This window comes from Pseudomonas sp. TE3728 (genome assembly GCF_056279145.1).
On sequence record NZ_JBWBQT010000001.1, the window covers coordinates 5,830,051 to 5,852,335 of the forward strand.

Annotated in this window: 17 protein-coding genes; 13 read left to right on the forward strand and 4 right to left on the reverse strand. The window is 58.3% G+C overall.

Translation table 11 applies throughout. The features are described 5' to 3' along the window. Positions 1-343: 343 nt before the first annotated feature. The 4 genes from ACZ89R_RS25685 (at position 344) to ACZ89R_RS25700 (ending at position 5,727) form a co-directional block, all read left to right on the forward strand. On the forward strand, positions 344-1,948 hold the full coding sequence (locus ACZ89R_RS25685) for a response regulator (RefSeq protein ID WP_429547695.1): 1,605 nt from the start codon (positions 344-346) through the stop codon (positions 1,946-1,948). After that, a complete protein-coding gene (locus ACZ89R_RS25690) occupies positions 1,945-2,637 on the forward strand; it encodes a sensor histidine kinase (protein ID WP_429547694.1) in 693 nt (230 codons plus the stop codon). The genes ACZ89R_RS25685 and ACZ89R_RS25690 overlap by 4 nt, the downstream gene beginning before the upstream one ends. Positions 2,638-3,031: 394 nt before the next feature. Beyond that, the gene (locus tag ACZ89R_RS25695) at positions 3,032-4,273 is read left to right on the forward strand and encodes a glutamine synthetase family protein (protein WP_429547945.1); all 1,242 of its coding nucleotides are present in this window, start codon (positions 3,032-3,034) and stop codon (positions 4,271-4,273) included. Between the two features lie 71 nt (positions 4,274-4,344). After that, the gene (locus tag ACZ89R_RS25700; RefSeq protein WP_123495848.1) at positions 4,345-5,727 is read left to right on the forward strand and encodes an MFS transporter; all 1,383 of its coding nucleotides are present in this window, start codon (positions 4,345-4,347) and stop codon (positions 5,725-5,727) included. A gap of 208 nt (positions 5,728-5,935) precedes the next feature. Here the strand turns inward: ACZ89R_RS25700 and ACZ89R_RS25705 are convergent, their stop codons facing one another. The 4 genes from ACZ89R_RS25705 to flgA form a co-directional block, all read right to left on the reverse strand. Continuing rightward, on the reverse strand, positions 5,936-6,682 hold the full coding sequence (locus tag ACZ89R_RS25705; protein ID WP_008071799.1) for a flagellar brake protein: 747 nt from the start codon (positions 6,680-6,682) through the stop codon (positions 5,936-5,938). 88 nt (positions 6,683-6,770) lie between these two features. Continuing rightward, positions 6,771-7,238, reverse strand: a complete 468-nt coding sequence (locus ACZ89R_RS25710) for a flagella synthesis protein FlgN (protein WP_429547693.1) — start codon at positions 7,236-7,238, stop codon at positions 6,771-6,773. Between the two features lie 47 nt (positions 7,239-7,285). After that, complete coding sequence (flgM, locus tag ACZ89R_RS25715) at positions 7,286-7,612, reverse strand: flagellar biosynthesis anti-sigma factor FlgM (protein ID WP_429547692.1); 327 nt, start codon at positions 7,610-7,612, stop codon at positions 7,286-7,288. A 169-nt stretch (positions 7,613-7,781) separates the two neighbouring features. After that, on the reverse strand, positions 7,782-8,543 hold the full coding sequence (gene flgA, locus ACZ89R_RS25720; RefSeq protein ID WP_032830386.1) for a flagellar basal body P-ring formation chaperone FlgA: 762 nt from the start codon (positions 8,541-8,543) through the stop codon (positions 7,782-7,784). Between the two features lie 81 nt (positions 8,544-8,624). Between flgA and ACZ89R_RS25725 the strand changes: the two genes are divergently transcribed. The 9 genes from ACZ89R_RS25725 (at position 8,625) to ACZ89R_RS25765 (ending at position 22,140) form a co-directional block, all read left to right on the forward strand. Next, positions 8,625-9,557: a chemotaxis protein CheV gene (locus tag ACZ89R_RS25725; protein WP_123495854.1), complete on the forward strand. Its 933-nt coding sequence runs from the start codon at positions 8,625-8,627 to the stop codon at positions 9,555-9,557. 46 nt (positions 9,558-9,603) lie between these two features. Continuing rightward, on the forward strand, positions 9,604-10,431 hold the full coding sequence (cheR, locus tag ACZ89R_RS25730) for a protein-glutamate O-methyltransferase CheR (protein WP_008071786.1): 828 nt from the start codon (positions 9,604-9,606) through the stop codon (positions 10,429-10,431). A 339-nt stretch (positions 10,432-10,770) separates the two neighbouring features. Next, positions 10,771-11,178 carry a flagellar basal body rod protein FlgB gene (gene flgB, locus ACZ89R_RS25735; protein WP_095634357.1) on the forward strand — a complete coding sequence of 136 codons (408 nt, stop codon included), beginning with the start codon at positions 10,771-10,773 and terminating at the stop codon, positions 11,176-11,178. 3 nt (positions 11,179-11,181) lie between these two features. Then, positions 11,182-11,625 (forward strand): flagellar basal body rod protein FlgC, encoded by a 444-nt coding sequence (gene flgC / locus ACZ89R_RS25740; protein ID WP_008071781.1) that lies wholly within the window; start codon positions 11,182-11,184, stop codon positions 11,623-11,625. Between the two features lie 15 nt (positions 11,626-11,640). After that, the gene (gene flgD / locus ACZ89R_RS25745; RefSeq protein ID WP_429547691.1) at positions 11,641-12,330 is read left to right on the forward strand and encodes a flagellar hook assembly protein FlgD; all 690 of its coding nucleotides are present in this window, start codon (positions 11,641-11,643) and stop codon (positions 12,328-12,330) included. A 30-nt stretch (positions 12,331-12,360) separates the two neighbouring features. Continuing rightward, positions 12,361-13,677: a flagellar hook protein FlgE gene (gene flgE / locus ACZ89R_RS25750; protein ID WP_429547690.1), complete on the forward strand. Its 1,317-nt coding sequence runs from the start codon at positions 12,361-12,363 to the stop codon at positions 13,675-13,677. A 232-nt stretch (positions 13,678-13,909) separates the two neighbouring features. Beyond that, positions 13,910-15,649, forward strand: a complete 1,740-nt coding sequence (locus ACZ89R_RS25755; RefSeq protein WP_429547689.1) for a type I secretion system permease/ATPase — start codon at positions 13,910-13,912, stop codon at positions 15,647-15,649. Continuing rightward, the gene (locus tag ACZ89R_RS25760; RefSeq protein WP_429547688.1) at positions 15,649-16,959 is read left to right on the forward strand and encodes an HlyD family type I secretion periplasmic adaptor subunit; all 1,311 of its coding nucleotides are present in this window, start codon (positions 15,649-15,651) and stop codon (positions 16,957-16,959) included. The genes ACZ89R_RS25755 and ACZ89R_RS25760 overlap by 1 nt, the downstream gene beginning before the upstream one ends. A 60-nt stretch (positions 16,960-17,019) precedes the next feature. Beyond that, positions 17,020-22,140, forward strand: a complete 5,121-nt coding sequence (locus tag ACZ89R_RS25765; protein ID WP_429547687.1) for a beta strand repeat-containing protein — start codon at positions 17,020-17,022, stop codon at positions 22,138-22,140. Positions 22,141-22,285: the final 145 nt, after the last annotated feature.

The window sequence follows — 22,285 nt, forward strand, 5'->3', positions numbered from 1 at the left end:
GTTCAAGCGGGTATAAACGCGCGTCAATTCAGAATAATCCCGTTTTTCAATAAGGCCTTCAATTATTTAGCGCGCATTTGTGGGGTTATATAAGTTTTTGACCACCAAACGCACGATTGCATTCCCGTCGCTTCAAGGGAACGCGACTACTGGCCGATAACCCGATCGGCCGTGTGAGTTTCGTCGCTGACGGCCGGCACGTGTGATCACGGAATTGTGCGAAATCGCTTGATAGCCTATGGCCTCCCGCTATCATCTGCGCGCCCGAAAAACGGCCGCGACGCTGAGTTCATCCGTGTAACTGCCTTTAGGTTGTTCTTCTTAAATTGCCTGGAAATCTTCGATGCTGTCGTATCACCAAAAAAGCTTCCTGATCGTCGATGATTTCTCGGATTTCCGCAGTTCCGTCAGGTCCATGCTGCGGGAGCTGGGCGTCAAGGACGTCGACACCGCCGATACCGGTGAACAGGCGCTGCGCATGTGCTCGCAGAAGTCTTACGATTTCATCCTGCAGGACTTCCATCTGGGCGACGGCAAGAAGAACGGTCAGCAGGTACTCGAAGACCTGATGATCGAGAAACTGATCAGCCATGAAAGCGTGTTTGTCATGGTCACTGCCGAAACCAGCCAGGCCATGGTCCTCAGCGCACTGGAGCATGAGCCTGATGCTTACCTGACCAAGCCGTTCAACCGTTCCGGCCTGGCCCAGCGCCTGGAACGGCTGGAGCAGCGCAAAACGTTGCTCAAACCGATCCTGCAAGCCCTTGACCGGGGCAAACCGGTTGAAGTGCTCAATGCCTGCATTGCCCTGTGCAAACAGGACATTCGGTATTCGCCGCTGTGCCTGCGTTACCGCGCCGATGCGTTGCGCGATTTGAACCAGAACGAAGCGCTGGAGCGTCTCTATGACAGCATCATTGCTGATCGGCCTTTGCCATGGGCATTTGCCGGGTTGGGCCAGTTGCTGTTCAAGCGCGGCCAGGTCAGCCAAGCCAAAGGCATTTATGAAAAGGCTCTGAAAGTTTTTTCGATGATGCCGGCTCTCTACGACGGCATGGCCGATGTGCTAGTCGCCGAAGGCGACACCAAGGGGGCGCAGAGAGTCCTGGAAGAGGCTATTCGCCTGTCGCCGCTGGCGGTGCGCCGACAAGCGTTACTGGGCAAGCTGGCAATGGCCAACGAGGATTTCGATACCGCTTCCAAAGCCTATCGCCAGGCGGTGGCCCAAGGGGCGCAGTCACGTTTCAAGGATGCGGAAAGCAACCTCGGCCTGGCCCATGCCTTGATCAGCAAGGGCAGCGAGAAGGGCCTGGACACCCGGACCCGCCTCGAAATCAACACCACGCTGAGTGCGGTGGCGAAGGAGAACCCTTCCGACCCCGGCCTGCAGATTCGTGCGCGCCTGATGAAAGCCACCAGCCTGTTGCTCAACGATGCCGAAACCGCCGAGAAGCTCACCGAGCAGGCGATGATGCGCCTCGATGGCATGGAGCAGTTCATGAGCGCCGAAGCGGCGTTGCTGGTGGCCAAGCAGCTGCAAATGTTGGGGCAGGCGAGTGCCGGCGCTTCGATGCTGAAAAACTGTGCGGAAATCTACGGCGACGATCCGACTGTGATGAAAGGCATCGCCAAACTGACTGACGACCCGACCATCCTCAACTCCGGCAACGCGGCCGCCGACCTCAATCGTCAGGGCGTGCGGGTGTACAAGACCGGCAACCTGGTGGAGGCCCGGGATGTATTCCGCAAAGCCCTGGCGTTGCAGCCGAAAAACATCAGTATTGCCCTGAACATGGCGCAGTCATTGCTGCACGGCACTGACACCAGCGTGCTGTCGGCCGAACTGGAAGAATGCCGGGCCTGCCTGAAAACCGTCGGCCTGATGCCCGATACCGACGCGCGTTATCCGCGCTACCAGAAACTGAAAATCAAGGCGTTCGGCGAATGATCGACAGCGAACCGTCACTCGACTTCTCCACGGTGATTGCTTCTACCGTGCATGACATGAAGAACTCCCTGGCCATGCTGATGCAGGCGCACAGCCAATGGCTGGCGCGCTTGCCCGATCCCGAGCAACACACCCCGGAGCAGGGCGTGATCGACTTCGAGTTCGCCCACCTCAATGGCATGCTGGTGCAATTGCTGGGGCTGTACAAACTCGGCGTAAACCAGATGCCGTTGCAGCCGGCTTACCATGAGCTGGATGATTTCATTGAGGCGCAACTGGCGGCTCACCAGGAAGTGTTCACCAGCCGCGGCATTATCGCGAGCTATGAAGTGGACCCGTTGAGCCCGCTGGGTTTCTTCGACCGGGAACTGATTGCCTCGGTACTCGCCAACTGCATCAACAATGCCATTCGTTACGCCCGCCATGCCTTGTTGATCAGCGTCAGCGATGAGGCCGGGCAACTGGTGCTGACCATCAACGACGATGGTGAGGGTTATCCGCCCTCGATGATCGAGCGTCAGGCCGATTACGTGCAGGGCATCAACCACAGCAGTGGCAGCACCGGCCTGGGCCTGTACTTTGCCGGACGGATTGCCGCCTTGCATCAGCGCAACGGCGTGGGCGGACGCACCGAAATCAGCAATGGCGGCCCCTTGGGCGGTGGCGTGTTCAGCCTGTATCTCCCCTGACAGACACAATCCCCGTAGAAGCTGCCGAAGGCTGCGATCTTTTGATCTTGCCTTTAAAAAGCAAAGTCAAAAGATCGCAGCCTTCGGCAGCTCCTACAGGTACGGTGTGGTCAGGGCAGGAAACGGTGGTGCTGTCAGGGCGTGATTACGGGGACCATGTTGTTCAGGCCAGGATCGCAGCCTTCGGCGGTTCCTGCACCTTTTTGTTTGACGCTGCTTGATATTCCGAACAGCCGAAGCCTATTTTGTACGGGTCGCCGTTCGCGGCTCGTACAACAACAAGGATTGCGTCATGACAACCGATGGCCATCGTTCACTCGCGCAGCGATTGACGGGCATTGATGAGATTGAATGTGTCACGCCGGACCTGAACGGCGTACCACGCGGCAAGGTGATGACTGCCGAAGGATTTCTTGAAGGGCGGCGTTTGCAGATGGCGCGGGGAGTGCTGCTGCAATGCATCATGGGCGGTTATCCGCCGGCGCGCTTTTACGGCAGTGATGATGGCGACCTGGCGCTGGTGCCTGATCCCGCGCAGATCCACCGTTTGCCCTGGAGCCCGCAGCCTCGGGCGCTGGCCATTTGTGATGCGGACGAACTGACTGGCGAGAGCTCGCCATTGTCGACCCGCGGCCAACTCAAGGCTGTGATCGCTCGATATGCCGCCCTCGGTCTGGCGCCGGTGGTGGCGACCGAGCTGGAGTTCTTCGTCTTTGCGCCCAACCCTGACCCGACGCATCCCTTCCAGCCACCACTGGGCCTGGACGGTCGTCGCGAGGACGGTCATTCGGCGTTCAGTGTCAGTTCCAATAACGGCTTGCGGCCGTTCTTCAATGAAGTCTATGAATGCATGGCGGCGTTGGGCTTGCCGCGCGATACCTTCATGCACGAGATGGGCGTCAGCCAGTTCGAGATCAACCTGCTGCACGGCGATCCGCTACTGTTGGCCGACCAGACTTTACTGTTCAAGCATCTGCTCAAAGAAGTGGCGCTCAAGCATGGCCTGACCGTGGTCTGCATGGCCAAGCCGTTGGCGCACACACCGGGCAGTTCGATGCATATTCATCAGAGCATCGTCGAGATCGGCACCGGGCGTAACGTGTTCAGCGACAAGGCCGGCGAGCCGACCGCGACCTTCCGTCATTTCATCGGTGGCCAGCAGGCCGGTCTGGCGGATTTCACTGCGCTGTTTGCGCCGAACGTGAACTCCTATCAGCGCCTGTGCCATCCTTTCGCATCGCCGAACAATGCCTGCTGGTCCCACGACAATCGCGCGGCCGGACTGCGCATTCCGGCCAGTTCACCGGTCGCTCGTCGGGTCGAAAATCGCTTGCCGGGGGCCGATGCCAATCCGTATCTGGCGATCGCCGCGAGCCTGGCGTCAGGGTTGTATGGCATCGAGAACAAACTGGAGCCGAGCGAGCCGATCCAGGGTGAGTTCGTTGTGCCGGATAATCTTTCGTTGCCGTGTACCTTGCATGCCGCTCTCGAACGTCTGAAACGTAGCCAATTGGCGAAGGAACTGTTCGGCAAGGAGTTCATCGAAGGCTACATCGCTTCGAAGACCATGGAGTTGACCAGCTTCTTTGATGAAATTACTCCCTGGGAACGGCGTGTTCTAGCAGCCCAGGCCTGACGACCCGTCGCCGTCGGGCTATCGTTTGTCGATAGCCCGATACTCACTGCAAGGAGCCGCTCGGAACGCCGATGCGCCAAATCTTGAAATCTTTTCGGGGGCTGTATTTCGCCTCGCTGATGATGTTGATCGGCTCGGGCCTGTTGAGTACTTACCTTGCCCTGCGCCTGGCGGCCGATAAAGTCGATAGCCTGTGGGTCGGTGCGTTGATGGCGGCCAACTATTTCGGCCTGGTGCTGGGCGGCAAGATCGGCCATCGGCTGATTGCCCGGGTCGGGCATATTCGAGCTTATTCAGCCTGCGCCGGGATCGTCGGCGCGGCAGTGCTGGGCCATGGCTTGGTGGACTGGTTGCCCGCGTGGCTGTTCCTGCGGGTGATCGTCGGCCTGGGCATGATGTGCCAGTACATGGTGATCGAAAGCTGGCTCAATGAGCAGGCAGAAGCCAATAAGCGTGGGGTGGTGTTCAGCGGCTACATGATCGCTTCGTACCTGGGGCTGGTGCTGGGTCAGCTGATTCTGGTCATGCACCCGGGCCTGGGCCTGGAACTGCTGATGCTGGTCGCACTGTGTTTCGCCCTGTGCCTGGTACCGGTGGCCCTGACGCGGCGGATTCACCCGGCGCCTTTGCACCCGGCGCCGATGGAACCACGCTTCTTCATCAAGCGTGTGCCGCAGTCGTTGAGCACGGTGTTGGGGTCGGGTTTGATCGTCGGTTCGTTCTACGGTCTGGCGCCGCTGTATGCCTCGCAGCAAGGGCTGTCCACCGAACAGGTCGGTCTGTTCATGGGTAGCTGCATTTTTGCAGGCCTGGTGGTGCAGTGGCCGTTGGGTTGGCTGTCGGACCGCTATGACCGGGCGCTGTTGATCCGCTGTTTCGCGTTCAGCCTGGCGTTGGCCGCGTTGCCGCTGGCAATCATGCAGCAGGTGCCGCTGGAGGTGCTGTTCATTGCCGGGTTCCTCTGCTCGTTGGTGCAGTTCTGCCTGTACCCGTTGGCGGTGGCGTTCTCCAACGACCACGTCGAGGGTGATCGCCGGGTGTCGCTGACGGCGATGCTGCTGGTGACTTATGGTGTCGGCGCGAGTATCGGACCGTTGGTAGCCGGGGTGTTGATGAAGCTGTTCGGCAGTCAGATGCTCTATGCCTTCTTCAGCTTCTTTGCGCTGGTGCTGGTGTGGCGAATTCGCCCCAAAGCGGTCACCAACCTGCATCAGGTGGACGATGCTCCGCTGCATCACGTGGCTATGCCGGACAGCATGTCGAGCTCGCCATTGGTCGCTTGCCTGGACCCGCGAGTCGATGAACAGGTAGTGCAGGATCAGATGCAGAACCCGGTCAACCCGGAGGCTGATTTCAATCCGGATGCCGAGCCGGAAACCGAAGCTGAAACAGATTCGGAACCCGAAGACCCTGACACAGGTCGCGAGCAAAGCTTTACCGAAGCGCGGCCTTGACCAAGGCATAGAAAATGCCCCTGCTCTCACGAGCGAGGGCGCTTTTTTATGGCCGGACACTGATCTCCCTGTAGGAGCTGCCGCAGGCTGCGATCTTTTAAGATCAAAAGATCGCAGCCTGCGGCAGCTCCTACAAAAGCAGTTTGCAGTACCCAAAAAAACGGGCAGTCACCGCAAGGGACTGCCCGTTTTTTATGGGCGTGGCGTATCAGAAGTCGTCTTTATCGAAACGCCGCGCTTCGCGCTGAAGCTGATAGACGAACCGCTCGACCTGGCGCTGCACCAGGCCGCTCATGTTGTGAAAACGCACGCCGGCGAAGGTGGTGTTGATCTTTTCTTCGAAATGCAGGTAACGCAGTTCGACCGGTGCCGTCATGCTGCCGAAGGGCAGGGCAGCGACGAAGCGGTCATAGACCTGGCCCAGTTGCAGGCTGGCGGTGATGTCGCCCTCGAAGCGCAATTTGCAGCCGGTGGCGGAGATGTCCAGCAGTTTGCCGCTGATGGCCGATTTGAGTTTGTCGCCACCCAGATCGACGTTGACCAGTTGCGCCAGCTTCAACGCGGCGCGGAAAGCATTGCGGCGCTGGTGATAAACCACCTCATCGGGCAGCGCGCCACGGTAGCAGCGGCCATCGCCGGAGTCGTCGATGGTCAGCGGGCCATTGCTTTCCCAGGCGATGCGCACGCCGTCGTGGAAGCCTTCGACCTTGAACGGTTCGCCGGCCAGCAGAAAACGTTCGCCATCACGCGGAATCATTTCGTCCAGGGCGATCATGTTGCTGTCACGGTCGATGTCCACCAGATAACTCTGGAAGCGCTGGCTGCGCTCATGGAACGTGATGATCAGCGGGTCATGGCTGTCTTGCAGCTGACGCAGATTGCCGGAGATTTCCAGGGGCGTAGTGAGCACCTTGGGTGGCTGCGGAGCATCTTCCGCGTTTAAGGCATTGAACACGGGGCATCAATCTCCAGACAAATATGACTACTGGCTAGCATTCTGCCAGCATGTTTCGCGTCTTGATAGAGCGTGCTCATTGAAAGGCTCAAGCCTGACTGAGCGGGCGTGGTTTTGCGAGTTTGGAGGTTGAACCGCGGGCATCGTAGAGCGCTGGCGGCTCGCCGCCGGTGAGGATTTTCAGCTGGTTGGCCGTGGCGGCCTGCTGCACCAGAATCGACTGGCCATTGTTAACGTTGGCGGCCTGGCACTGGGCCAGGAGGTCGGTTAGCACATCGCTTTGTGCCAGCAACTGATCGCCAATGCTCGAATGGCTGGCAAGTTGCTCCAGGCCCTGGCGATTGGTCGGCAGGTTGAGATTGGCGAGGATTTCACTGCGCTTGCGGCCATGCTGCTCAAGCAAAATGATCAATGCCTGTTTCTGCGCCAGAATCTCTTCGAGCAGTGGCATGTCGCGACCGTGCAGGGCCAGGGACTCGGTTTGCAGCAGCTCCAGCAAGTGTTGCGCCGGGGCAAAGTCGTCGATGATCAGTTGCAGTAAATTAGTGTCGTGCATGGCTGGCCTTGGGTTTTAAGCGTCCAAAAGCCTGGCGCGGCCGTGGCCTAGCGCTGGGCTTCGAAGTTGAGCAGTTTGCTGGCTACACGGTTGCTGTCGACTTTATAGCTGCCATCGGCAATCGCTGCTTTCAACTCGGCCACGCGGGCGTTGTCGACGGCAGGCTGATCGCGCAGCTTGTCAGTGACCTTCTGCAACTGTTGAGCCTCATTGCTGAGGTGTACCGATTCCCCGCTTTTGGTGGTACTGGCCTGCTCGGCCGGGGTAGTCAGCGGCGCGGATTGGCCGGCTTCGGCGGTTTCCTTCGCGGCGCTGGTACGTGTACTGCCCGTAAGTGACGAGGAGCTGTTTAAACGACTGAAATCGATGACCATGACAAAAAACCTCTGGGTATTTGGACGCTTGCCATGTTTTCGGCTCTTCTTGTGAAAACTTTAGGCCCATTTATCAATGAGCTTGCATGCGCCAGCGTGTGTCCTGCATGCGGCACAGTTTAGGCAACAGCCCAGTGGCGCGCCATCTCTTCACAAACTACATGGCCGCTTACATGGAAACTTCCACCTGGCCGGGCGCGGTGACTTGCGCCTTGATGACCCGCTGGGAGTTGAGGTTTTTCACCCGAATCTGTTCGCTCATGCCGCCATTGGACAGCGCTTCACCCGGCATACGCACACTGAGCGTACCACTGCGGGCGGTAATCACCACCTGATCGCCCTTGCGAATGACTTCCGCCTGTTCGAGATGCACTAGGGTAATGACCTGATCAGCGACCATTGGTCGGGTCAGTTTCTGTCCGATCGCTTGATCGACGGAAGTCAGAAAACCCTGATTTATCAGGCTGATATCGCGTTCGCGAAGGGTCACGTCCTGAGGTTCGATAATCCCTGTGCGCTTGAGCGGACGAGTGGTGGTCACGATGTCGCGAAACAGCCGTACTTGAGCGGGTACGAAGACTGTCCAGGGGGAGGCACCGTCGCAGCGAACCTTGACCGTAACCCGGCCCAGAGGCCTCGCGGGGCTCTCGAGGGTGGCTGTCAATTCCTTGTCACACATAGGCATGCGCAGGCGCGGATCGAGCTGGTTGACCTCGATTTCGTAGCGTCCTTGCGTTTGACTGGTGGCCAGATAGTCTTCTACGGTGAATTCAAGAAAGCCCTGAGTGACGCCGATAAGCATGTCAGGCAAGGTAACCGCGTCAGCAAGGGCAGGGCTGCCAGCGTTGAACAGGCAAACGGCCGACATCGCACAGAGTAATCTGCGGCAGGCTGATGTCAGGTGTCGAAAAAATGTCGGTTCTGTGTTCATAAGAGTTAAAAAGCAAGCGCCGTGCCGTTTAGTGAAGAATGTGCGTCGCAACACACTTAGCGTTGGTGTAGGAGTCTGGGCATGGCTGGTGTAATGGATTCGGTGAACCAGCGCACGCAACTGGTAGGGCAGAATCGCCTTGAGCTGTTGTTGTTCCGTCTCGACGGTCAGCAGCTGTATGGGATCAACGTGTTCAAGGTTCGTGAGGTGCTGCAATGCCCCAAACTGACCCTGATGCCCAAGTCCAGTCCTGTCGTGTGCGGTGTGGCGAATATTCGGGGGGCGACCATTCCGATCCTGGATCTGGCGATGGCGACCGGTTCCGGAGCGCTGAAAGATCAAAGCAATCCCTTCGTGATCATCACGGAGTACAACACCAAGACTCAGGGTTTCCTGGTTCGGTCGGTAGAGCGCATCGTCAACATGAACTGGGAGGAGATTCATCCGCCACCCAAGGGCACCGGGCGCGATCACTACCTGACGGCGGTGACTCGGGTCGACAATCAGTTGGTCGAAATCATCGACGTCGAGAAGGTGCTGGCGGAAGTGTCACCGACACCGGAAGCGATTTCGGTGGGCGTGGTGGATGTCGAGACTCAGCACAAGGCGTTGTCCTTGCGCGTACTGACGGTTGATGACTCATCGGTGGCGCGCAAGCAGGTGACCCGTTGCCTGCAAACCGTCGGCGTCGAAGTGGTGGCGTTGAACGACGGCCGGCAAGCGCTGGATTACCTGCGCAAGCTGGTCGACGAGGGCAAGAAGCCGGAAGAAGAGTTCCTGATGATGATCTCCGACATCGAGATGCCGGAGATGGACGGGTACACCCTGACGGCCGAGATCCGCAACGACCCACGCATGCAAAAGCTGCATATCATCCTGCATACTTCGTTGTCGGGTGTGTTCAATCAGGCGATGGTCAAGAAGGTCGGGGCCGATGACTTCCTGGCCAAATTCCGTCCTGATGACCTGGCATCCCGGGTAGTCGACCGGATCAAAGCAGCAGATAACAGCTAGGGGCCTTCTGCCCTTGGCGGTCAACACGATTTAAGAGGCGGCATCTTTGTCTACGGGTAATTTGGATTTCGAACAGTTCCGGGTCTTCCTGGAAAAAGCCTGTGGCATTTTGCTCGGTGAAAACAAGCAATACCTGGTCTCGAGCCGTCTCAACAAACTGATGGAGCAGCAGGGCATCAAATCATTGGGTGAGCTGGTTCAGCGCATCCAGACCCAGCCGCGCAGTGGTTTGCGCGAGATGGTGGTGGATGCCATGACCACCAACGAAACCCTGTGGTTTCGTGACACCTATCCGTTTGAAGTCTTGAAGAACAAGGTCTTGCCTGCAGCGATCAAGGCAAGCCCCGGCCAGCGCCTGCGGATCTGGTCGGCGGCGTGTTCGTCGGGGCAAGAACCGTATTCGCTGTCGATGTCCATCGATGAGTTCGAACGGGTCAACATGGGGCAGTTGAAGATGGGCGTGCAGATCGTTGCCACTGACCTGTCCGGCACCATGCTGACCAACTGCAAGACCGGCGAGTACGACAGCCTGGCCATCGGCCGCGGTCTGTCGCCCGAGCGCCTTCAGCGTTACTTCGACCCGAAAGGGCCGGGACGTTGGGCGATCAAGGCGCCGATCAAGAGTCGGGTGGAATTTCGCTCGTTCAACCTGCTGGACAGCTACGCGAGCCTGGGCAAGTTCGACATCGTGTTCTGCCGCAACGTGCTGATCTACTTCTCCGCCGAGGTGAAGAAAGACATCCTGTTGCGCATCCACAGCACGCTGAAGCCGGGCGGTTATCTGTTCCTTGGTGCGTCCGAGGCGCTGAACGGTTTGCCGGACCATTACCAGATGGTCCAGTGCAGTCCGGGGATCATTTATCAGGCGAAGTGATGCAAAAGCGACAGGCATAAAAACGGGAGTCCCAAAGGGCTCCCTTTTTTATGCCTGTCGCTTTTGCATCACGTAGGAGCTGCCGAAGGCTGCGATCTTTTGATTTTGTTTTTTAAGATCAAGATCAAAAGATCGCAGCCTTCGGCAGCTCCTACAGGTATGCGTTTGCCGGCGTAGAAGCGGCAGAAAAGCGGCAGGCGGCGGAAATCGGTTGCCGCTTTTCTGGCATTGCCGGCTTGCCACCGCGCGCAAAGCCCCGGTTTACGGGCTTTTTTGAATTGGCACGGCGCTTGCTATGTCCCTGTTACGAAAAATCAGGTCACCCGAAGGTTTCCCGACATGAGCATCAGCTTCGATAAAGCGCTCGGTATCCATGAACAAGCCCTGGGCTTCCGCGCTCAGCGTGCCGAAGTCCTGGCCAACAACATCGCCAACGCCGACACCCCGAACTACAAGGCTCGGGATCTGGACTTCTCGAAAGTGCTCGCCGAGCAGAACGAGAAAACCAAAAACGGCAAGTTCGCCTTGAACATGACCAACAGCCGTCACATCGAAGCTGAAGGCATGGGCAATGGCGACGAGTCGCTGATGTATCGCACGCCGATGCAACCGTCGATCGACCAGAACACCGTAGACGCCCAACTGGAACAGTCGAACTACGCCGAAAACGCGGTCAACTTCCAGGCCAGCTTCACCCTGCTCAACAGTAAATTCAAAGGGCTGGTATCAGCCCTGCGCGGAGAGTAAGTCATGTCCCTTGCCAGTGTTTTCAACATTGCCGGTAGCGGCATGAGTGCCCAGACCACTCGTCTGAACACCGTCGCCTCGAACATCGCCAACGCCGAAACCGTCTCGTCGAGCATCGACCAGACCTACCGTGCCCGCCACCCGGTATTCGCCACCATGTTCCAGGGCGGCCAGAGCGGCGGCAGCGATTCGCTGTTCCAGAACCAGGACGCTGCCGGTCAAGGCGTGCAAGTGCTGGGCGTGGTCGAAGACCAGAGCAACCTTGAAGCGCGCTACGAGCCGAACCATCCGGCTGCCGATGGCAAGGGCTACGTCTACTACCCGAACGTCAACGTCGTCGAAGAAATGGCCGACATGATTTCCGCGAGCCGTTCGTTCCAGACCAACGCCGAAATGATGAACACCGCCAAAACCATGATGCAGAAGGTCCTGACCCTCGGTCAGTGATAAGGGGCGATTCATATGAGCGTTATCAGCGATGTTCTGGCCAACTCCTCGGTCCAGACCCCGACCAACAAAGACAGCCTGACCTCGGCCGCTACCGGCGGCCAGGCGCTGGGCAAGGACGCGTTCCTGCAACTGTTGGTGACTCAGCTGAAAAACCAGAACCCGCTCGATCCTCAGGACAACAGCGAGTTCGTGGCACAACTGGCGCAGTTCAGTAGCCTGGAAGGTATCACCACGCTGAACGATACGGTCAGCGGCCTTGCCAGCAGCTACAGCTCCTCGCAAGCCTTGCAGGCTTCTTCGCTGGTGGGGCGCTCCGTCATTGCGCAGACCGACAAAACCATGGTCGACACTTCCAAGAGCCTCAACGGTACCGTCGTGGTGCCCACCTCGGTTTCCGCCGCCACCGTCAAGATCACCAGCTCGGAAGGCAAGACCATCCGTACGCTCGAGTTGGGCAGTCAAAGTGCCGGTAACGCCAGTTTCATCTGGGACGGCAAGGACGATGCAGGCGCGGTGGCACCGGCGGGTACTTACACCTTCGGCGCAACGGCCACCATCGACAGCAAGGCGACATCGCTGATTACTTATCTGCCAGCGACCGTTAACAGCGTGACCATCAGCCAGACCGGCGGTGAGTTGATGCTGAACCTGGCAGGCATGGGCAGCGTTGCCCTGTCCAAAGTACAAACCATTGGTATATAGAGCCGACTAACACGGCACAAGGAGTGGAATATGTCTTTCAATATCGGCCTTAGCGGTCTCTATGCAGCCAACAAACAACTGGACGTGACGGGCAACAACATCGCCAACGTCGCGACCACCGGTTTCAAATCCTCCCGTGCAGAATTCGAAGACGTGTACTCGGCCACTCGCCTGGGTACCGGCAGCAAGACCGTCGGCAACGGCGTGCGCCTGGCCAACGTTTCCCAGCAGTTCGGCCAGGGCGACGTGAACAACACCGGCAACGTGCTGGACATGGGCATCCAGGGCAACGGCTTCTTCATCCTCAGCGACAACGGCTCCCTGAGCTACACTCGTGCCGGTGCGTTCAAGACTGATGCTGAAAACTATGTGGTTGATAACAACGGCAACCGTTTGCAGGGTTATGGCGTTGATGCCAATGGCAAGATCATCAACGGTGTGTTGACGGATTTGAAGATTGATACGTCGAGCCTCAAGCCGAATCCGACTACCAAGGTTGATCAGACGATGAATCTGAATTCGTCTGATGCGGTGCCGACAGTAGCCACGTTCAGTCCGACCGACACCAACAGCTATAACAAAACTATTTCCACCAAGGTCTATGACACTCAGGGCAACGAGCACACCATGGACCAGTACTACGTGAAAACCGCGGGTACCAACACGTGGAAGGTTTACACCTATATGGACGGTCGCAGTCCGACTAACCCGGTTACAGAGCCGCCGGTAGCGATCACAGCGGACCTTACGTTCAATGCTGACGGCAGCATTAAGACACTGGTAGGCGGTACGGGGTGGACCCAGACCGGCAATACTTTGACCATGACCGGCTGGAAGCCTGGCGTGATGACCAACGCCAGTGCCAACCCGCCAACCTGGGCGCTTAATGGTGCTGATGCTGCAGCCTCGGGTATTGCGTTTAACATGTCGTTGACCACCTCCTATGCTTCGCCAACCGCCCGTACCGCCCAATACCAGGACGGCTACGCCACCGGCCAGATCTCCAGCCTGACCATCGATTCCACCGGCGTCATGACCGCGAACTTCAGCAACCAGCAAACCAAGGCCATCGGCCAGGTGGCGGTGGCGAGCTTCGCTAACGAGCAAGGCTTGCAACCGATCGGTGGTACCCGTTGGAAAGAAACCTTCGCTTCGGGCGTGGCGGGCGTCGATGCGCCGACAACCGGCACTCTGGGTTCGGTCGTGTCCAACTCCCTGGAAGAGTCCAACGTCAACCTGACCAACGAATTGGTCGAGCTGATCAAAGCTCAGAGCAACTACCAGGCAAACGCCAAGACCATCTCCACCCAGAGCACCATCATGCAGACCATCATTCAGATGACCTGATGTAATTTGCTAGTTCTAAAAAACCGATGCCGCAAGGCATCGGTTTTTTTGTTCCCGATGGAAAAGTGGCTGAGTGAATTTCTACCGTTCGTCGGGTCTGTCTGGTGCGAAACTTGCACTCCCGGGTGGCGCGGGGTCGATACGCGTCAAGTTTTCTTTCGGCCTGCGTCATATAGCCAGAACACGCGTTCGGCGACATGGAAGCCATGCAAAACCTAGGGATGGAACACCAGTGAAAAGTCATAAAGCCGTCAGTGCGCCTGTCGTGGCGCTGCAACTGAAATCGGTATTGCGTCAGGGGTTGATCGGTGCGGCGGTGTTTTCCGGGGTGATCAATATTCTGGCGCTGATCGGCCCGGTGTTCATGCTGGAAGTCTATGACCGGGTCATTCCCAGCCAAAGCATACCGACGCTGGTCGCCCTGGGGCTGCTGGTGCTTGGTGTCTACGCGTTGTCCGGTCTGTTGGACATCGTACGTTCCCGGGTCATGGTCAGAATTGCTTCGTCCCTCGATCTGGCGTTGTCTTCCAGAGTCTTCAGCGTCATTTCCGGCGCCTCATTGAAAACACCGATTACTGGGGATGCCTTGAAACCGGCGCAGGAGCTGGATCAGATCCGTGGTTTCATCGGTGGGCCAGGACTGGTGGCCTTCTTCGATCTGCCGTGGATGCCGGTCTATCTGGCGGTCTGTTTCTATATTCACCCGTCGTTCGGCTGGTTGACCACGGCACTGATGATCGTCCTGATTGCATTGACGATCATGACCGACCAACAAACCCGCAAGTTGATGCAAGCCTCGGCCGAGGCGTTGAACAAGCGCAATCATCACGGTCAACAGTCCCACCAGAACGCCGAAGCGCTGGCGGCCATGGGCATGGTCGAAAATGCTTCGAGCATCTGGCAACACCACCACAGCACCTACACCAGGTTGCAACGTCGTTCGGTGGATATCGGCAGTTTCTTCGGCGGTATTTCGAAAAACCTGCGCTTGGCCGTGCAGTCGGGATCGTTGGCGCTCGGTGCTTATCTGGTGATCAAAGGTGACCTGAGCGGCGGCACGATGGTCGCCGCGTCAATCATCGTCGCCCGTACGCTGGCGCCTGCCGAGCAAGTCATCGCCACCTGGCGCAGCTTGCTGGGCGCGCACATCGCCTGGAAGAAACTGCTGGAAGTCTTCAGCCTGTTTCCCGATCAGCAAAGCAAGACCGAATTGCCGGCGGCTCACCGTAGTTTGCAGGTGGAAGGGATTTTCGCCGCGCCTCCTGGCGGCCAGCGCTTGACGCTGCAAAACGTCAATTTCAACGTGGCGGCTGGCACCGCTGTCGGCGTGGTGGGGCCGAGCGCGTCGGGCAAGTCGTCATTAGCCCGTGTTCTGGTCAACGCCTGGCGCCCGGCCCGTGGACATGTGCGGCTCGACGGCGCGCCGCTTGATCTGTTGACGGATCAGGCTCGCGGCAAGTTGATCGGCTACCTGCCACAGAGCGTGGGGTTATTCACCGGCACAGTGGCTCAGAACATCGCACGACTTGACCCTTCGGCGGCAGACGGTGCGATTGTTGCCGCCGCGCAATTGGCCGGTGTTCATGAGCTGATTTTGCAACTGCCCCAAGGCTACGAAACCCAAGTCGGCGAGGGCGGTGTCAATTTATCCGCGGGCCAGCGCCAACGCGTTGCCCTGGCCCGAGCCTTGTTCGGCGACCCGTTCCTGGTGGTGCTGGACGAACCCAATTCCAACCTTGATGCCGAAGGCGAGCATGCGCTGGCCAGGGCGATCCTGGCGGTCAAGGCGCGCGGCTGCATTGTTGTGGTCATCGCCCACCGAACCAATATTTTGTCGGTGATCGATCAGGTGCTGATTCTGGAAAACGGCCTTCAGGTTGCCTTCGGCCCTAAAGAATCCGTGCTGAGGAAACCCGCGCCACCGGCCTCCCGGCCTGCGAGCAATGTCGTGGAAATGGGAGCGTCCAACTGATGCATAACGATCAAGAAAGTACCCTGACCCATTCGCTGTCCCGTCACTTGCGGCTCGGCGCGATTTCGCTGGTGGTGTTGCTCGGCGGCGGTCTGACCTGGGCAATCTGCACCAACCTCTCCGGTGCGGTAATTGCCACCGGCACCCTCGCAGTGGAAGGCAGCGTCAAAAAAATCCAGCACCCCACCGGCGGCGTGGTCGCCGAGTTACTGGTCAAGGAAGGCCAACAGGTTGCGGCGGGGGATGTCTTGCTGCGCCTTGATGCGACGTTGTCAGCGGCCAGTCAGTCGATTGTGAGCAAGTCATTGAATCAAGCGTGGGCACGGCAGGCACGGCTAGAGGCTGAACGCGACAATGCCGGTGAAGTGGCAGTGCCGAAAGAATTGCTCGCACGCATGAGTGCCGATCAGGCACACGTGGTCATGGCCAGCGAACAGCAATTGTTCCTGGACCGGCGTGCGTCCCGCGAAGGGCAGAAGAAGCAACTGCGCGAGCGGGTGCAGCAACTCAAGGAAACCATCGTCGGCCACGATATTCAGCAGAAAACCAAGACCGAAGAAATCGAACTGATCGACAAGGAATATCAGGCGGTCAAAAAGCTCTTCGACAAAGGTTTGATGACTCTGGATCGAGTCAACGCCCTGGCTCGTGGCATCGCCCGACTGCGCGGTGAACGCGGACAACTGATGGCCTCCATTGCAGAAGCGCGGGGCAAAATCGCCGAAACCGAGTTGCAGCGGCTTCAAGTCGATCAGACCTTTCGCAGCGAAGTCTCGGAGGAGCTACGCGACTTGCTCGCACGCCAGGGCGAGCTGATCGAGCGTGAAATCAGCGCCAATGATCAGCTCAAGCGAATCGACATCATCTCGCCCATTGCCGGGCGGGTACAGCAATTGGCCGTGCACACCGTGGGCGGGGTGATTTCCCCGGCTGAAGGCTTGATGCAGATCGTGCCGGCTGATGATGAGTTGTTGGTGGAGGCGAAGATCAGTGCGCAGGACATTGACCAGGTGTCTCTCGGTCAGGACGCTACGTTGCGCCTGAGTGCTTTCAATCGCAGCATCACTCCCGAATTGAGCGGCACCGTGGTTCGCCTGTCGGCGGATCTGATCCAGGACGAACGCACGGGTGTTGGCTTCTACCGCGCGGGCATCAGAATTCCTCAGAGCGAACTGACAAAGCTTCAAGGGCTGGCCCTGGTGCCGGGCATGCCGGTGGAGTCGATGATCAAGACCGGTTCCAGAAGTGTCATTTCTTATTTGCTCAAACCGATCAGTGATCATGCCCAGCGTGCGTTCAGAGAGGGGTAAGGCCCCCGAATTACCTGGCGTTTTTCAGAGTAGTTTTCCAACACACACAAGGAAGATGTAATGGCGGTAATTTACGGGACCAATGCTGCAGATACGCTGTTGGGTACTGCTGGCGATGATCAAATACGCGGTTTGGCAGGCGACGATATCTTAGACGGTGGGGATGGTAACGATCTCCTCATCGGCGGTGCCGGGGCCGACCAGCTGGTGGGTGGCGCGGGCATCGACACCGCCAGTTACGAAGACGACAACTCGGGTGCGGGTGTCACCGTCAACCTGAAAACCGGTGTCCATACCGGCCTGGCCATGGGCGACACATTCAATGGCATCGAAGTGATCCGTGGCACGACCTACAGCGACAACTTTGTCAGTGGCGCCGCGGCCGATACCTTTGATGGCGCCAATGGCTACGACGCCGTGAGCTACGCCAGCTCTGCCCAGGCGATCAACGTGACGATGACAAATGGCGTAGGCACCGGTACAGGCGGCGATGCCCAAGGTGACGTGTTCAGCAACATGGAGGTGATCACCGGCTCGGCCTACGATGACGTCTTTACTGTGACCGCCGGCAACATCACCTTCAATGGAGGCGCCGGCAACGACGTCTACATCATCAACAGCACCGGGTCGTTGGGCGTCGTTGAGTTGGCAGGCGGTGGCGACGACGAGATTCGTACCAGCCTGGCCAACATGGGGGTGAGCGCCGAAGTAGAGCGCCTGACCTACACCGGTACGGCCAACTTCACCGGTCGTGGCAACGCCGGGGACAACATCATCACTGGTGGTGCGGGCAATGACCTGCTGATCGGTGGTGCAGGTGCTGACCAACTGATTGGTGGCGCAGGCATCGACACCGCCAGTTACGAAGATGACAACTCGGGTGTAGGTGTGACGGTCAACCTGAAAACCGGTGTCCACACCGGTCTGGCCAAGGGCGACACCTTCAACGGTATCGAAGTGATCCGTGGCACAACCTACAGCGACAACTTTGTCGCTGGCACCGCTGCCGATACCTTTGACGGTGCCAATGGCTACGACTCCCTGAGCTATGCCACCTCCGCCCAAGCGGTCAACCTGACTGTGGCTGGCACCGCGGGCACCGGCTTGGGCGGCGATGCTCAAGGTGATGCGTTCAGCAACATCGAAGTGATCACCGGCTCGGCCTACGATGATGTCTTCACCCTGACCACTGGTAACGTGACCTTTAACGGTGGTGCCGGAAACGACGTCTACATCATCAACGGTACCGGGTCGATGGGGGCTGGTGAGTTGGCCGGCGGCGGTGACGACGAGATTCGTACCAATCAGGCCAGCATGGGCATGAGCGCCGAAGTCGAGCGCCTGACCTACACCGGTACGGCCAACTTCACCGGTCGTGGCAACACCGGGGACAACATCATCACCGGCGGTGCGGGCAATGACCTGCTGATCGGTGGCGCTGGAGCCGACCAACTGATTGGTGGCGCAGGCATCGACACCGTCAGTTATGAGGATATCGTCTCGGGTGTAGGTGTGACGGTCAACCTGAAAACCGGCGTTCACACCGGTAGTGCCGCTGGCGATACCTTCAGTGGCATCGAAGTGATCCGTGGTTCGAGCTACAGCGATACTTTTGTCGGTGGCACCGCCGCTGATACCTTTGATGGTGCCAATGGCTACGACACCGTGAGCTACGCCAGCTCTGCCCAAGCGATCAACGTGACGATGGCAAATGGCGCAGGCACTGGTACAGGCGGAGATGCCCAAGGTGACGTGTTCAGCAACATGGAAGTGATCACCGGCTCGGCCTACGATGACGTCTTTACCCTGACCGCCGGCAACATCACCTTCAATGGCGGTGCCGGCAACGACGTCTACATCATCAACAGCACCGGATCGTTGGGAATCGTTGAGTTGGCCGGCGGCGGTGACGACGAGATTCGTACCAGTCTGGCCAACATGGGGATGAGTGCCGAAGTCGAGCGCCTGACCTACACAGGTACGGCTAGTTTCACCGGTCGTGGCAACGCCGGGGACAACATCATAACCGGTGGCGCGGGCAACGATCTGTTCGTCGGTGGTGCGGGTGCCGATCAGTTCATAGGCGGTGCCGGGACCGACACCGTTAGTTATGAGGACAGCATTACCTCCGGTGTCACGGTCAATCTGAAAACCGGAGTGCACACTGGTGTTGCCACAGGCGATACTTTCTCCAGCATTGAAGTCATCCGCGGCAGTCAGAATGGCGATACGTTCTTCAGTGGTGTCGAGGCTAACAGTTTCGATGGCGGGACGATCGGGGGAGGTATCGACACGGTCGATTACTCGTTGTCGGCACAGGCCATCAACATCACCCTGACCACCACTGGCGTGGGCAGTGGGCAGGGCGGTGACGCTCAGGGTGATACCTACATCAACATAGAGAAAATCGTCGGCTCGGCCCAGGACGATGTCTTTATCACCGGCGCCGGTACATTCACGTTGCAGGGTGGGGCGGGCAATGATCTTTATGTCATCAACGGCCCGGCCTATCAAACAGTGATCGAGACCGCCGGTGGCGGTGACGATGAGGTCCGTACCTCCCTGGCCAGTATGACGTTGAGTGCCGAGGTCGAGCGCCTGACCTACACCGGCACTGGCAACTTCACCGGTACCGGCAATGCCAGTAACAACATCATCACTGCTGGTGCCGGCAATGACCTGCTTTTGGGGGGCGCCGGAGCAGATGTCTTCATCGGTGGCGCAGGGACCGACATCGTCAGCTATGACGACGCCACTGCAGGTGTCACCGTTAACCTTACAACCGGTGTTCACACGGGCATAGCCGCTGGCGATACCTTTGACGGTATTGAGGTCATTCGTGGTTCCAAATACAGCGATACCTTTGTTGCCAGTGCTAACGTCGACAAGTTCGAAGGTGGCAATGTCAGCGCCGACAACATGGACGTTGTTGACTACTCCTCGTCCTCTACGGCCATCAACCTGACCTTGAGTTCCGGGGCGGGCACCGGGATCGGCGGCGATGCCGAGGGCGACAGTTTCTCGGGCATCGAGAAAGTCATCGGTTCTGCCTATGACGACGTGTTCAACTCCACAACCATCGGCAATTTCAACCTGCAGGGTGGAGCCGGCAATGATCTCTACATCGTCAACAACAGCGCTACGGCGGTAATCACCGAAGCGGTCGGTGGCGGTGACGATGAAGTGCGCACCAATCAGGCCAGCCTGGGCCTGTACAACAACGTCGAACGCCTGACCTATACCGGTACCGGCAACTTCACCGGTCGCGGCAACGCCACGGACAACATCATCACTGGTGGTGTGGGCAACGACACCCTGCTGGGTGGTGGAGGTGCCGACAGTTTCTTCGGCGGCAGCGGCACTGACACTGTCAGCTATGACGACAGTACCGTCGGCGTGACGCTCAACTTCAAGACCGGTGCGCACAGCGGTATCGCAGCGGGCGATATCTACACCGACATCGAAGTGATTCGCGGCTCGCAGTACGGCGATACGTTCATGAGCGGTGCCGCGGCGGACAAATTCGACGGCGGCGCAGGCACTGCAATCGACGTGGCGGATTACTCGCAATCCGGTCAAGGTGTGACCCTGACACTGGGTGCCTCCGGTGTTGGAACGGGCATCGGGAGCGGTGGCGATGCTGAGGGCGACAGCTTTTCGGGTATCGAGAAAATCGTCGGTTCGTCCAATAATGACGTCTTCATTACCAATAGCAACTCGGTGGGCTTCACCGTGCAGGGTGGCTCGGGTGATGACCTCTACGTTGTCAACAACGCCAACTATGGGGCTATTGTCGAACTGGCAGGTGGCGGCAATGACGAAGTGCGCACCAACCAAGGTTACTACCTGCTCAATGCTGGAGTCGAGAATTTGACTTATACCGGCACCGGCAGTTTCCAGGCGCGGGGTAATGCGCTGGATAACGTCATCACCGGTGGGGCCGGCAACGATATCTTGATGGGCGGCGATGGCGGTGACACCTTCATCGGTGGGGATGGCATTGATACTGTCAGCTACAACGACATCGGGCCGGTCGGCGTGACGGTCAACCTCAAGACAGGCGAACATACGGCTATTGCCAAGGGCGATACGTTCGACAGCATCGAGAAGATCGTCGGTTCGGGCAGGGACGATACCTTTATGGGTAACGAGCAGGCCAATAACTTCGATGGTGCTCTTGGCAGAGATACCGTCAGTTTTGCCTTTGAAAATTCGGCCATCACGTTGGACCTTACCCAGCCTTTGACCGGGGCAGCGGCAGGGGACACCTACACCAACATCGAGAACTGGGAGGGGACTGCGTTCAACGACACGTTGATCGGTGGTGCCGGTGTCGAGACGTTTATCGGTGGCAAGGGGGCGGACTTTATCGATGGCGGAGCGGGGACTTCCGACGCGGCCTGGTACACCGGCAGCACGGCGGCGGTACAAATCGACATGCTGGCAGGCACGGTGGCTGGCGGCGATGCGACCGGTGATGTGCTGGTCAACATCGAAGGCCTGCATGGTTCGGCTTTCGATGACACCTTGACTGGCAACGCCGTTCAAAACGAGCTCTATGGCGGTGAGGGCAATGACCTGGTCTATGGCGGCGACGGTAATGACTCCATTTATGGTGGCAAGTACGAGCCCTATGCCTTCAATGGCCCAGACCGCAGCGGCCCTGCCGAAGCAGATCAGTTGTTTGGCGGCAATGGCAACGACAGTATGTTCGGCGCCAACAACGATACCGGCAGCATCCTGCACGGTGATGCCGGTAACGACACCATCACGGTTTACGCCGGCATCGCTTACGGTGACGATGGTAGTGACTCGCTGGTGGGCATGGGGCCTGAATACCAACTGCATGGCGGTGCCGGTTCGGACACGTTGATTCTGGTCGGCGGTGGCTATGCCTTCGGTGGTGAAGGCAGTGATACCTACAAAGTGCAATCGTCCACCAGTGTGATGATTAAGGACGATGGCAGTTCGAGCGGTGATGTCGTCCAGCTCCAGAACATCCAGTCCTATGCGGATGTGATGATCAAGACCGACGGCACCAATGCTTACATCTTCAATGCCGTGGAATGGAATGCCGGCAACCAGAACAATGCGGTGATTCTTGCCGACTGGTATGCAGGCTCCAATACCATTGAGTCCTTCCAGACTGCCAACGGAGATGTGTTCACAGTCCCTGTCTGAGCCTGGAAATTACCGCGGCTGCCACTGACACCTGGTGGCTGCGGTTGTAAAACACAAAACGGTAAAACCTGCGCTTCAGGTTTTGCCGTTTTTTTTGCTGGGTTTTTCTCCAGACAAGGTAGATCAAAAGATCGCAGCCCTTCGG

What these genes read in the sequence shown, in the direction of transcription:
- ACZ89R_RS25685 (WP_429547695.1), top strand. Translation starts at nt 344, where the DNA reads ATGCTGTCGTATCACCAAAAAAGCTTCCTGATCGTCGATGATTTCTCG.
- ACZ89R_RS25690 (WP_429547694.1), top strand. Translation starts at nt 1,945, where the DNA reads ATGATCGACAGCGAACCGTCACTCGACTTCTCCACGGTGATTGCTTCT.
- ACZ89R_RS25695 (WP_429547945.1), top strand. Translation starts at nt 3,032, where the DNA reads ATGACTGCCGAAGGATTTCTTGAAGGGCGGCGTTTGCAGATGGCGCGG.
- ACZ89R_RS25700 (WP_123495848.1), top strand. Translation starts at nt 4,345, where the DNA reads ATGCGCCAAATCTTGAAATCTTTTCGGGGGCTGTATTTCGCCTCGCTG.
- ACZ89R_RS25710 (WP_429547693.1), bottom strand. Translation starts at nt 7,238, where the DNA reads ATGCACGACACTAATTTACTGCAACTGATCATCGACGACTTTGCCCCG.
- flgM (WP_429547692.1), bottom strand. Translation starts at nt 7,612, where the DNA reads ATGGTCATCGATTTCAGTCGTTTAAACAGCTCCTCGTCACTTACGGGC.
- flgA (WP_032830386.1), bottom strand. Translation starts at nt 8,543, where the DNA reads ATGAACACAGAACCGACATTTTTTCGACACCTGACATCAGCCTGCCGC.
- ACZ89R_RS25725 (WP_123495854.1), top strand. Translation starts at nt 8,625, where the DNA reads ATGGCTGGTGTAATGGATTCGGTGAACCAGCGCACGCAACTGGTAGGG.
- flgB (WP_095634357.1), top strand. Translation starts at nt 10,771, where the DNA reads ATGAGCATCAGCTTCGATAAAGCGCTCGGTATCCATGAACAAGCCCTG.
- flgC (WP_008071781.1), top strand. Translation starts at nt 11,182, where the DNA reads ATGTCCCTTGCCAGTGTTTTCAACATTGCCGGTAGCGGCATGAGTGCC.
- flgD (WP_429547691.1), top strand. Translation starts at nt 11,641, where the DNA reads ATGAGCGTTATCAGCGATGTTCTGGCCAACTCCTCGGTCCAGACCCCG.
- flgE (WP_429547690.1), top strand. Translation starts at nt 12,361, where the DNA reads ATGTCTTTCAATATCGGCCTTAGCGGTCTCTATGCAGCCAACAAACAA.
- ACZ89R_RS25760 (WP_429547688.1), top strand. Translation starts at nt 15,649, where the DNA reads ATGCATAACGATCAAGAAAGTACCCTGACCCATTCGCTGTCCCGTCAC.
- ACZ89R_RS25765 (WP_429547687.1), top strand. Translation starts at nt 17,020, where the DNA reads ATGGCGGTAATTTACGGGACCAATGCTGCAGATACGCTGTTGGGTACT.